The sequence below is a fragment of the Methylobacterium sp. BE186 genome, assembly GCF_031457035.1.
In the GTDB taxonomy this organism is placed as follows: Bacteria; Pseudomonadota; Alphaproteobacteria; order Rhizobiales; family Beijerinckiaceae; genus Methylobacterium; species Methylobacterium segetis.
Map to the genome: position 1 here is coordinate 412,383 of NZ_JAVDVV010000001.1, position 13,505 is coordinate 425,887.

Consider the following 13,505-nt stretch of genomic DNA (forward strand, 5'->3'; position numbering starts at 1 on the left):
CATGCCGATCGAGGCGAGGATCGCGCCGCGGCCCGCGCGCGCCGAGGCGCAGCCCGCGGCTCCCCGGGCGGCCCCCCAGGCGGCCCCTCAGCCGGCCCCCCAACCGGCCGACCCGGCCTCCGGCCTGCGCCAGCTCCTGCGGGTCGAGGCGGAGTTCCGCCGGGCCGCGACCCGGGACGCGCTGGGGCTCGCCCTCGTCAACGAGACGGGCAAGCTGACCCGCGCCCGGCAGGTCTTCCTGCTCGGGCGCACGGGCAAGGCCCTCTCCGTCGAGCGGGTCTCGGGGCTCGGCGCCTTCGAGCGCGACGCGCCGCTCGTCCGCTGGGTCGCGTCGGTCGCGGCGGCGGCGGGCGAGGCGGCGCGGCCGGTCGATCTCGCGGCGGAGACGGGCGAGGAGGCGCGCACCTACCCGTTCCCGCACGCCCTCTGGATTCCGCTGCGGGACCGCGCGGAGACCCTGGTCGGCGGCCTGCTTCTCGCCCGCGAGCGCCCCTGGGACGAGGCCGACACGGCGCTCGCCTCGCGCCTCGCGGAGACCGGCGCCCACGCCCTCCTGGCGCTCCAGGCCCCCACCCGCCGGCGCCTCGCGCCGCGCTCGCGGAAGGCGTTCCTGATCGGCGGGGCCTGCGCCCTCGGCGCGCTCGCCCTCCCCGTGCCGATGACGGTGCTGGCGCCGGCCAGCATCACCGCCGAGCGGCCCTTCGTCCTCGCCGCCCCGATCGACGGCATCATCGAGGAGGTCGCCGTCGCCCCGAACACCGCGGTGCAGGAGGGCGACCTCGTCGCCCGCTACGTCGACACCGCGCAGCGCAACGCGCTGGCCATCGCCGAGCGCGACGTGCAGGTGGCCGAGGCGCGGCTGCGGCAGGTGACGCAGGGCGCCTATCTCGACGACAAGGCGCGCCGCGAGATGGGGCAGGCGCGGGCCGAGCTCGCCCTCAAGAGCGCCGAGCGCGACTTCGCCCGCGACACCTACGCCAAGACGCAGATCCGCGCCGAGCGGGCCGGCGTCGTGGTCTATGCCGACCGCAAGGACTGGTTCGGCAAGCCGGTCGCCGCCGGGGCCCGCATCCTCGAGATCGCCGACCCGCGGACGGTGGAGGTGCGCATCGACCTGCCCGTCGCCGACGCGGTGGCCCTGCCCGAGGGCGCCCGCGTCCGCCTCTTCCTCGATTCCGATCCGCTCGCCGCCCTCGACGCGAGGATGGTGCAGGCGACGCCGATCGCCCGGCTGACCGATGCCGGGGTGCTCGCCTACCGGATCACCGCCGCGCTGGCGCCCGGCGAGCCGCCGCGGCTCGGGGCGCACGGCACGGCCCAGCTCTTCGGAGAGCGGGTGCCGCTCGCCTTCTATCTCCTGCGCAAGCCGCTGACCTATCTGCGCCAGAAGGCCGGCCTGTGAGCGGGCCGGCGCTCCCGGCCGCGGGACCCGCCGCCGCGCCGCTGACGGCGCTGCGGGAGGATCTGCGCTTCCATCCCGGCGCCCCCACCGGCGACGGCGCGCCGACCTGGCTCGTCTACGACCCGCCGGCCCACCGCTACTTCGAGATCGACGCCACGGGCCTCGCCCTGCTCCAGGCGTGGCGCGCCGGCCTGACCCCGGCGGAACTCGCCGAGCGGGCGGGGCGGGCGCTCGGCCGCACGGTGGCCGAAGCCGAGGTCGCGGCCTTCCGCGCCTTCGCGGAGCAGAACGGGCTCGCGGCCCATCCCGGCGGCTGGGCCGCGCAGGCGGCGCAGCTCGCGGCCGGCCGCACCGGCTGGGCCTCCTGGCTCCTGCACAACTACCTCTTCATCCGCATCCCCCTGGTGCGGCCGCAGGCCTTCCTCGTCCGCACGCTGCCCCATGCCCGCAGGCTCGCCTCACGGCGCAGCCTCGCCGCGATCGGGCTCGCGGGGCTCCTCGGCCTGATGCTCGCCTCCCGGCAATGGGACGCCTTCACCTCGACCTTCCTGCACTTCCTCAGCGTCGAGGGCCTCGGCGGCTACCTCGCGGCGCTCGCCTTCGTGAAGGTCCTGCACGAGCTCGGCCACGCCTACGCGGCCGTGCATCGCGGCTGCCGCGTCTCCACCATGGGCGTCGCCTTCATGGTGCTGGTGCCGGTCCTCTACACGGACACCACGGATGCGTGGCGCCTGCGCGACCGGCGCCAGCGCACGCTGATCGACGCCGCCGGCATCCTGGTCGAGCTCGGCGTGGCGCTGCTCGCGACGCTCGCATGGTCCTTCCTGCCGGAGGGCTCGCTGCGGAGCATCGCCTTCTTCCTCGCCACGGCCGGCTGGGCGATGAGCCTCGCGGTCAACCTCAACCCGCTGATGCGCTTCGACGGCTACTATCTCGCCTGCGACGCCCTCGGCATCTCGAACCTGCAGCCTCGCGCCTTCGCCCTCGCCCGCTGGCGCCTGCGCGAGTGGCTGTTCGACCTCGGCGACCCCTGTCCCGAGGCGTGGAGCGCAGGGCGCCGCCGCGCCGTCCTCGCCTACGGCTTCGCGGTCTGGCTCTACCGGCTCGTCCTGTTCACCGGCATCGCCGTCATGGTCTACGCCATGACCTTCAAGCTGCTCGGCCTGCTGCTCTTCGCCGTCGAGATCGGCTGGTTCGTAGTGGCGCCGATCGGGCGGGAAGCGGCGTTCTGGTGGCGCAACCGGACGCGGATCGACCCGGCCGGGCGCCTGCGCGTCACGGGCGGCGCCCTCGCGCTGCTCCTCGTCCTCCTGGTGATCCCGGTCTACGGCCGGGTCGAGATCCCCGCCATCGCCGAGCCGGGGCGCAGCGCCCGTCTCACCGCGGCGGCGCCGGGCCGGATCGAGGCCGTGGAGGTGGGGGCGGGCGCCTCCGTCGCGGCGGGGCAGGTGCTGCTGCGCCTCGCCTCGCCGAGGCTCGACCACGAGATCGCGGTGGCGCGCACCAAGCTCGCCCTGATCGAGTTCCGGCGCGACCGCCGGGCCGCGGACGCCCTCGACCGCAGCGCGAGCCTCGTCCTCGACCGGGAATTCGCGTCCCAGCGCGAGACCCTCGCCGGCCTGGAGCGGCGGCGCGGGGAACTCGTGATCCGGGCCGCCTTCGACGGGACGATCGCGGAGCTGGAGCCCGATCTCCAGCCCGGCCGCTGGGTCGGCCGCGGCGCCGAGCTCGGCACGCTCGCCTCGAACGGTCCCCGCCAGGTGCGCGGCCTCGTCGGCGAGGATGGGCTGCGCCGGCTCCGGGCCGGTGCCGCCGGCACCTTCGTGCCCGACGACCTCACCGCGCCCTCGCTTCCCGTGACCCTGGCCTCGGTCTCCCGGGCGGCCTCGGCGACCGTCGAGATCCCCTATCTCGCCTCGCATCTCGGCGGCCCCGTCTCCGTGCGGGAGGAGAAGGGCGTCGGCCCCGTGCCGGTGGAGGCGCAGTACACCGCGATCCTCGAACCGCCCTCGGAGGGCCTGCGCCTTTCCGAGAGCCCCGCCGTAGTGCGCGGCGTCGTCACCGTCGCGGGGACGCCCGAGAGCCTCGCCGGCCGGGCCGTCCGCCGGATCGTGGCCGTGCTGGTGCGCGAGAGCGGATTCTGAGCGGGTCCCTCGCCGCATCCGGGACGCGAGCGGCGAGGGATCCTTAACCCTGTTCGTACACACTCGTACGGCCCCCGGACCCTCGCTTTCGTCCGGGGACGGAGACGGCTTCCGCCATGTTCGAGCGCTTCCGCAACCGCCCGCGTGCCCGCTCGCGCGCCGCCGCGGCCCGGCCCGCCACCGCGATTCGGGCGCTGGAGCCGCGCTACGTGTTCGATGCGGCGGCCGCACCGGCCGCCGCCGCCGCCGCCCAGGCCGCCGAAGCGCCCGCGCCCGACCATCCGGCCGCCGAAGCGGCGCACCCGGCCGAGAGCCCCGCGCCGGACCACGCCCCGAGCCCGGCCGCGGACGCCTCCGCCGCGGCGGCTGAGCGGCGCGAGATCGTCGTGATCGACCGCAACGTGCCCGACCTCCAGACGCTCCTGCGGGGCGTGCCCGAGAAGGCCGAGGTGCTGCTGATCGATTCCGCCCGCGACGGGTTCGACCAGCTCGCCGAGGCGCTGCGGGGGCGCAGCGACGTCGATGCGGTCCACATCCTCTCGCACGGGGCCGCGGGCGACCTGCGCCTCGGCACCGGCACCCTCACCGCCGACACCATCGCGGGCCGCTACGCCGAGGATCTCGTCGCGATCGGGCGAGCCCTCGGGCCGGACGGCGACCTCCTGATCTACGGCTGCGATTTCGGCGCGGGCGCGAAGGGGGCGGAGGCGGTGCGCCTCCTCGCCCGGGCGACCGGGGCCGACGTGGCCGCCTCGGACGACGCGACGGGCGACGCGACGCTCGGCGGCGACTGGGACCTCGAGACCCGCACCGGCGCGATCGAGGCCGGCCCCGCCCTCGACGCCCCGGCCCGGGAGACCTGGCACCATCTGCTCGCGCCGGCCCAGATCAGCATCACCGGCGAGCCGACCGTGCTCGATGGAAGCGGGGCCCTGATCACCGCCAAGACGACCCGCGCCACCAACAACGGGTCGGTCGACTATTTCGACGTCGACGCGAACCTCGTCGGCGCGACGGCGACCTGGGCGAATGCCGGCACGGTCGGAGGCGTGGCGGTCAGCCTCCGGGCCACCGTGGTCTCGATCGGCGAGGGCGACGACACGGTCTCGTTCGGCACCAGCAACGACGATACGGCGGTGCTGCTGCGCTCGACCTCGACCACGAACGGTACGCCGAGCAACGCGGCGCACGTCGTCCTGCGCTGGGATCTCGTGCGCGCCGATAACGGGCAGCCGATCGCCGCCGACATCGATTTCCGGATCGGCGACATCGACGGCATCAACGGCAACCCGAACACCCGCGAATCGGTCACGGCCGCCCAGACGGGCCTGACCTCCTACACGGTCGACCAAGCGACCCACCTCACGCTCGACTCGCGCAACGACCTCGTGCGTGCCTCGGGCACGCAGAACGAGAACGTCACGCCCCCCGATCCGGTCTCGATCATCGGCTACAATTGGACGAACGTCTCGTCTTGGACGATGACCTACGACCTCGCGGCGAACACGCAGACCGGGGGCGCCGCCTTCATCCACGACGGCGACCGGGACATCGCCTTCAACACGCCGGTGACGGTCACCATCCCGAAGGTGGATCTCGACGCCGACGATTCGGCCGGGTCGGGCCTCACCTACGCGACGCAATTCACGGAGAACGGACCGGCCGTCGGCGTCACGGACACCGACGTCCTGATCGCGAACACGCCGGCCGTCGACGGGGCGGAGATCATCCTGCGCAACGCCAAGGCCGGCGACGACCTGATCGTCGGCGCGCTGCCGGGCACCCTCACCGCCGGGATCGACCGCAGCGTCGCGGGCGTGATCAAGGTGACGCTCTCGGGCAACGGCAGCCTCTCGGACTACCAGAACGCCCTGAAGGCGGTGACCTTCGCGAATTCGGACGATCTGCCCGACACGACCGACCGCCAGATCGACGTGCGCGTGAGCAACGGAACCACGCAGGGCACGAGTTCACGCACCACGATCTCCGTGGTGCCCGTCGACGACGCGCCCGTGAACACGGTGCCGCCGCCGCAGACGATGCAGGAATACACGAGCCTCGTCTTCTCGAGCGCCAACGGCAACGCGATCAGCGTCGCCGACGCGGATGCGGGCGCGTCGAGCATCAAGGTCACGATCACGGCCGGCAACGGCATCGTCACGCTCGCCCGCACGACGGGGCTCGGCGTGACGGGCGACGGCACGGGCACCGTCACCCTCACGGGCTCGATCAGCGACATCAACGCCGCCCTCGACGGGGCCGCCTACCGGCCGAACACGCATTTCGCCGGCTCGACCGCGGTCACCGTCGCGACGGACGACCTCGGCAATACCGGTCCGGGGGGGCCGAAGACCACGACCAGCCAAGCCCTCATCACCGTCCAGGCCAATGCGGAGGCGCCGACGATCGGAGCGCGAACCGGCACGGAGCCGGCACGCGAGGACACGCCCCTCGTGTTCTCCCCGGCGAACGGCAACGCGATCACGGTCGCCGACCGGGACGGCGGTGCCCTCACCGTCACGATCTCCGCCAACCACGGCGTCCTCACCCTCGCGCGGACCACCGGCCTGACCATCACGGTCGGCGACGGCGCGGACGACGCCAGGATGACCTTCTCCGGCCTCGCCTCCGACATCAATGCGGCCCTCGACGGGCTGCGCTTCGACCCGGATGACGACTATAACGGGCCTGCGCAGATCGCCCTGTCGGTCCAGGACTTGCCCCGCGCGGCGGACAATTTCACCAATGGCAGCTTCGAGCAGCCGGGCGAGCCGCCGAACAGCTACACGCTCGTGGACGACAGTTCCGTGCCGGGCTGGAAGACCACGGCCAGCGACCACAAGATCGAGATCTGGGGCACGGGCTGGAACGGCGTGCCGGCCTACGAGGGCAACCAGTTCGCCGAGATCAACGCGACGGAGGTCGCCGCCCTCTACCAGGATTTCGACGCCTCGCCGGGCTCCATCATCTCCCTCGACTTCGCCCATCGCGGACGCCAGGGCGTCGACACGATGCGGGTGGTCGTCACCGATCTCGGAGCGGACGGGGTCTACGGCACAGGCGACGACATCGCGCTGCTCGACAAGAACTACCTCGATGGCAACGCGGCCTGGGGCGCCTACCACGAGGAATTGTCGCAGGGCGCCAGCGGCAACAAGCTGCGCTTCGAGTTCCGCTCCGTCAGCGCGGAAGGCAACGATCCGACCTACGGCAATTTCGTCGACGGCATCCGGATCAACCAGAATTTCATCACCCAGCGCACGATCGACCTCGCGATCGCGCCCGTGGCCGACATCGTGGCCGACACGGTGGCGACGAACGAGGACAACGCGGTCACCTTCAACGCGCTGACGGGCACGAACGGCGCCTCGGCCGACAATTTCGAGGATCCCGGCGCCTTCGTCTCGAGCGTCACGAACGGCGCGCACGGACGCGTCAGCTTCCAGCCGGACGGGCGGCTCACCTACACGCCGGATCCCGACTTCAACGGCACCGACACGTTCACCTACACCGTCACGTCCGGCGGCACGACCGAGACCGCCACCGTCACGGTCGGCGTCGCGGCGGTCAACGACGCGCCCCAGCACGCGCTGCCGGCCGGCGCCTCGACGAACGAGGATACCGACCTCGTCCTGTCGGGGGCGAACGCCATCCGGGTCTCGGACGTGGATGCGGGGACGGGCAGCCTGACGACGCGGCTCGGCGTCGCCCACGGCACGCTGACGCTCGCGCCGGGCTCGGGCGCCGGGGTGAGCGGGGACGGGACGGGCAGCGTGACGCTGACGGGCACGCTGGCGCAGATCAACGCGGCGCTCGACGGGCTGCGCTACCGGCCGGGGGCCGACTACAACGGGCCGGACACGCTCACCCTCGTCACGGACGATCTCGGCAATACGGGTGCGGGCGGGCCCTTGAGCCGCACCGACACGCTGGCGCTGACGGTCGTCGCGGTCGCGGATTCGCCCGTGGTCTCGGTGCCGGCGGGCACGCAGGCCGCGAGCGAGGACACGGCACGCGTGTTTTCTGTGGCCAACGGCAACGCCGTCACCGTGTCGGACCCGGACGGCGGCAGCCTCACGGTCACCCTCGGCAGCGATCACGGCCGGCTCACCCTCGCGGCGATCGCGGGCCTGACCTTCTCCTCCGGCGACGGCACCGGCGACCGGACGATGACGCTCACGGGCAGCATCGCCGACATCAATGCGGCCCTCGACGGGCTGCGCTTCGACCCGGATGACGATTACAACGGACCCGCCCGGATCAGCCTCGTCACGCGCGACCCCCTCCGCGCGGCCGACAATTTCACCAATGGCGGCTTCGAGCAACCGGCCATCGCTGCGGGCACGAACACGCTCCAGCCCGACAGCGCGGTGCCGGGCTGGAAGACGGATGCCACGGACCGTCAGATCGAGATCTGGAACTCCGGCTTCAACGGGGTGCAGGCCTACGAAGGCAACCAGTTCGCCGAGATCAACGCCAACGAGGTCGCCGCCCTCTTCCAGACCTTCGATGCCGCCCAGGGGTCGCGGATCTCCCTCGACTTCGCTCACCGCGGACGCCAGGGCGTCGACACGATGCGGGTGGTCGTCACCGATCTCGGAGCGGACGGGGTCTACGGCACAGGCGACGACATCGCGCTGCTCGACAAAAACTACTCGGACGGCAACGCGGCCTGGGGCGCCTACCACGAGGAACTGTCGCAGGGCGCCAGCGGCAACAAGCTGCGCTTCGAGTTCCGCTCCGTCAGCGCGGCCGGGGGATCGCCGAGCATCGGCAATTTCGTCGACGGCATCCGGATCAACCAGAATTTCGAGGTGAACCGGACGATCGACCTCGCGATCGCACCCGTGGCCGACATCGTGGCCGACACGGTGGCGACGAGCGAGGACAACGCGGTCACCTTCAACGCGCTGACGGGCACGAACGGCGCCTCGGCCGACAATTTCGAGGATCCCGGCGCCTTCGTCTCGAGCGTCACGAACGGCGCGCACGGACGCGTCAGCTTCCAGCCGGACGGGCGGCTCACCTACACGCCGGATCCCGACTTCAACGGCACCGACACGTTCACCTACACCGTCACGTCCGGCGGCACGACCGAGACCGCCACCGTCACGGTCGGCGTCGCGGCGGTCAACGACGCGCCCCAGCACGCGCTGCCGGCCGGCGCCTCGACGAACGAGGATACCGACCTCGTCCTGTCGGGGGCGAACGCCATCCGGGTCTCGGACGTGGATGCGGGGACGGCCAGCCTGACGACGCGGCTCGGCGTCGCCCACGGCACGCTGACGCTCGCGCCGGGCTCGGGCGCCGGGGTGAGCGGGGACGGGACGGGCAGCGTGACGCTGACGGGCACGCTGGCGCAGATCAACGCGGCGCTCGACGGGCTGCGCTACCGGCCGGGGGCCGACTACAACGGGCCGGACACGCTCACCCTCGTCACGGACGATCTCGGCAACACGGGCGCGGGCGGGCCCTTGAGCCGCACCGACACGCTGGCCATCGCCGTCGCGGCGGTCAACGACGCCCCCCGCACCGGGCCTCTGACCGCGCGCGGCTCCGTCGACGGGGCGGCGGTGAGCGTCGATCTCGGCGCCTCCTACAATGATCCGGAGGGCGATCCGATCACCTACACGGTGACGGGCCTGCCGCCGGGTCTCTCCGCCGATCCGACGACCGGGCGCGTGAGCGGCCGGATCGACCGCTCCGCCTCGCAAGGGGGAGCGGGCGGGCTCTACACGGTCCAGGTGCGCGCCACGGACGGGCAGGGCGGCATCACCGACGCGACCTTCACCTGGCGGGTGCTCAACCCCGCACCGATCGCCCGGAACGACACGTTCCTGGCGGAAGGGGGGCGCAGCCTCACCGGGTCGGTCCTGGCCGACAACGGCAACGGGCCCGACGCGGACCCGGACGGGGACCCGCTCGCCATCGTCGCGGTGGGCGGCCGGGCGGGCGATGTCGGGCGGGGCGTCGCGGGCTCGGCCGGCGGGATCTTCACGGTCGAGGCCGACGGGCGCTACGCCTTCGATCCGGGCGCCGACTTCGCCGACCTCGCCCCCGGCGCGACCCGCACCACGACGCTCACCTACACGGTCTCGGACGGGGAGGGGGGCCTTGCCACCGCGCAGGTCAGCGTCACGGTCGCCGGGCGGATCCCGGCGCTCCCGGCGCCCTCGCCCCTCGACCTCGCCAGCAACGACGGGCAGCCGCTCCGGCTCGATCTCGCGGCGCTCTTCCCGGGCCGGGAGGGCCTGACCTACGCGGCCGCGGGCCTGCCGCCCGGCCTCGCGCTCGATCCGGCGACGGGCCTCGTGTCCGGCACGGTGGCCTCCGACGCGTCCGGGCCGACGGGCCTGCGCGGCTACCCGGTGACGCTCACCGCCACGGACCCGGCCGGGGCGAGCGAGACCCGCACCCTCACGTGGCGCATCGCGAACCTGCCCCCCGCGGCGGCGGCGGATGCCGCGAGCACCGCCGAGGACACGCCCCTCGTCATCGACGTCCGCGCGAACGATGCCGATCCCGACGGCGACCCGCTCACCCTCGTCGCGGCGGACGGCCTCGCCCCGAGCGCGCTCCACGGACGCGTGGACGTCGTCGGCGGGCGCCTCGTCTACGTGCCGGACGCGCATTTCAACGGCCAGGACCGCATCACCTACACGGTCTCCGACGGGAACGGGGGGCTCTCGACCGCCACCGTCGACGTGACCGTGACGCCGGTCAACGACGCGCCGGAGGCCGGCAGCCTGCCGGACACGGTCTCCCGCGACGGGCAGACCATCACCTATCCGATCGCCCCGAATTTCAGCGATCCGGACACCGATCCCCGCGTCGCGCAGGGGACGAGCGGGGGCGGCCTGACCTTCTCGGCCGCCGGGCTGCCGCCGGGACTCTCGATCGACCCGTCGACCGGCCTGGTCAGCGGCACCCTGCCGGCGAACGCCTCGGCCACGCCCGATTACAGGGTGACGGTGACCGCGACCGACCGGAACGGGGCGAGCGTCGGCCGCAGCTTCACCTGGCACGTCGACAACGGCGCGCCCGTGGCCGCACCCGACGCGGCGGCGACCGTCCAGGGCCGGCCCGTCATCGTCGCGGTGACCGCGAATGACGGCGATCCGGACGGGGATGCCTTCGCCCTCGTGGCCGATCCCGGCCGCGCCACCGCCGCGCATGGCAGCGTCGGCGTCGATCCCGCGAGCGGCACCCTGACCTACACGCCGGATCCGGGCTTCCGCGGCACCGACACGATCACCTACACGATCCGCGACGCGCAAGGGGACGAGGGAACCGGCTTCCTGACCGTGAGCGTCGGGCCGGTGAACCAGCGCCCGACCGCACCGGACAGCCTCGCCGCGCGGGTCGCCGCCGACGCGGACCGCGTCGATCTCGACCTCGGCGCCGCCTTCGCCGATCCGGACGGGGATTCCCTCGCCTATACGGCGACCGGCCTGCCGCCCGGCCTCACGATCGACCCGGCGACCGGCCGCGTCACCGGACGGGTCGACGCCTCCGCCTCGGGGCCGGACGGCAGCCGCACCTACGTCGTCGAGGTCACCGCGCGCGACGCGGGCGGCCTCTCCGTCACCCGCGCCTTCGCCTGGACGGTGGTCGATCCGCCCCCGGAGGCCGTGAACGACACGATCGCGACCGCGGAAGAGACGCCCGTCGACATCGAGGTGGTCAAGGCCGGCGCGGCTCCCGGCACGCCGGGGCAGGACACCGATCCCGACGGCGACCCCCTCGCGGTGGTGCCGGGCTCGCTGCGGGCGGCGCATGGCAGCGTCGGCCTCAACCCGGACGGCACGATCCGCTACCGGCCGGACGCGGATTTCAACGGGACCGACACGATCCTCTACACCGTCTCGGACGGGAATGGCGGCTTCTCGACCGGCGCCGTCACGGTCACGGTGGGCCCGGTCAACGACGCGCCCGTCGCCGGGCCGCTCGCCGACCGGGGCGGCGCCGACGCGGAGGTGATCGATCTCGCGACCGCCCCCGCCTTCAGCGACGTGGATACCCGCGACCATGCGCCGGGCTCGGTGCCGGACCGGCTGAGCTACTCGGCCACCGGCCTGCCCCCGGGATTGTCCATCGACCCCGATACGGGCCGGATCACGGGGCGTCTCGCCTCCGACGCCTCCACCCGCGTCCCCGGCGGCCTCTACACGGTCACGGTGACGGCGCGGGACCTGGCCGGCGCGGCCGCCTCCAGCACCTTCACCTTCGCGGCGCGCAACATCGCGCCGAGCGCGGGCGACGACGCCTTCGCCGGCGACGAGGACGCGCCCCTCACGGGCTCCGTCCTCGGCAACGACGCCGACCCGGACGGCGACCCGGTCGCGGTGGCGATCCTGCGGGGGCCGGCCCACGGCACCCTCGACCTGCGCCCGGACGGGCGCTTCACCTACGTGCCGGACGCCGATTACAACGGTCCCGACAGCTTCACCTACACGTTCCGCGACGCGGACGGCGCCGCGGCGACCGCGACCGTCACGCTCGCGGTGCGCCCGGTCAACGACCCGCCGGAGGCCGGGGCGCCGCCGCTCGTCACGCCGGAGGACACGCCGGTGGACGGGCGCCTCTCGCTGCGCGACGTGGACGGCGACCCGCTCACCGTTGCCGTGGAGCAGGCGCCGCGCTCGGGCAGCCTGATCCTGCGGCCGGACGGCAGCTACACCTACCTGCCGAACCGCGACTTCCACGGCAGCGACAGCTTCACCCTGCGGGTCGCCGACCCGAACGGCGGGGTCACCCTCGTCACGGTGCCGGTCACGGTCGATCCCGTGAACGACGTGCCCGAGGCCAGCGCCGACCCGCTGACCCTGCCCGCCAACACCAGCGCCGGCGGCCGCATCGTCGCCTCGGACCGCGACGGCGACAGGCTCGCCTTCCGGCTCGCGGCGCCGCCGGCGAACGGCAGCCTCGCCCTCGCGGCGGATGGCGGCTACGTCTACGAGCCCTACGACGGCTATTACGGACCGGACCAGTTCAAGGTCCTCGTCTCCGACGGGCAGGGCGGGGAGACGCTCGTGACGGTGGCGGTGACCGTCACCCCGAACCCGATCGAGGTGCGCCCGCCCATGCCGCCCGCGGCGCTCATGCCGCCCTCGCCCCTCGCCCCGCCGCCCGGAGCCGGGCGGGACGCGAGCCTCCTCCCGCCGCCCGCGCTCACGGCCACCGGCATCGTGCTGCCCACGGTCGCCGCGTTCGGCAGGCTGGAGAGCGTCTCGGACGTCGTGCTCGCCGAGGGCGCGGTTGTGGCCGCGGTCAACGGCGTGCGGTCCCTCAACGGCATCGATATCGTGCCCGTACGCCCCGCCATCCAGCAGGAGACCGAGCGGCTCGCGCGGCTCGGGAGCGACGGGCTCGTCCCGGAGATCGGCCTGGAGACGCCGTGGTTCTCGGCCCGGCCCTTCATCGGGCGCTCGCTCGGCTTCACGCTCGCCGAGGAGACCGGCGCCGGGGGCGTGCTGCGCGACGTGGTCGTGGAAGCCATCCGCCGCCCGGACGCGTTCGGCCTCAGCCTGCGCAACCTCGCCCCCGACGCGGCGGGTATCGCCGCCGTCACGCTCCGCGGCGCGGATGGGGGGCCGGCTCCGTCCTGGCTGGAGACGGATGGCCGGGGCAGCTTCTGGGGCCGGCCTCCGGCCGGTGGCGGCCGGGTCTCGGTGGCGGTGGAATTCACGCTCTCCGACGGCCGCGTGATCCGCCAGCCGCTCGATCTCGACACCGAGACCGGCGAGATCCGCGCGGGCCGGAAGCCGGCTCCCGCGGCGCGGGCCGCCCCGCCGCCCACGGAACCCGAGACGGAGGCGCGCGCGCCGCTCTTCACCGATCAGCTCGGTGCCGCGGAGCTGCGGGCGAGCCGCGAACTCGACCTCATCGAGCAGGCCCTGGCCGGAACGCCCTGAGGGGAGCCCCCGAGCTCGCGCGGCGCGAGTACCGAGGGCCGGCGA

3 protein-coding genes are annotated in these 13,505 nt (G+C 73.8%); all 3 read left to right on the forward strand.

What is annotated here, in order from left to right; translation table 11 throughout:
• Position 1 precedes the first annotated feature (1 nt).
• The 3 genes from J2X36_RS01985 (at position 2) to J2X36_RS01995 (ending at position 13,460) form a co-directional block, all read left to right on the forward strand.
• A complete protein-coding gene (locus J2X36_RS01985; protein WP_310345458.1) occupies positions 2 to 1,402 on the forward strand; it encodes an HlyD family efflux transporter periplasmic adaptor subunit in 1,401 nt (466 codons plus the stop codon).
• Positions 1,399 to 3,546, forward strand: coding sequence for an HlyD family efflux transporter periplasmic adaptor subunit (locus J2X36_RS01990; protein ID WP_310345460.1), 2,148 nt, complete (start codon positions 1,399 to 1,401; stop codon positions 3,544 to 3,546). The genes J2X36_RS01985 and J2X36_RS01990 overlap by 4 nt, the downstream gene beginning before the upstream one ends.
• Positions 3,547 to 3,662: 116 nt before the next feature.
• Complete coding sequence (locus tag J2X36_RS01995) at positions 3,663 to 13,460, forward strand: Ig-like domain-containing protein (RefSeq protein ID WP_310345462.1); 9,798 nt, start codon at positions 3,663 to 3,665, stop codon at positions 13,458 to 13,460.
• The last annotated feature ends 45 nt before the right edge of the window (positions 13,461 to 13,505 follow it).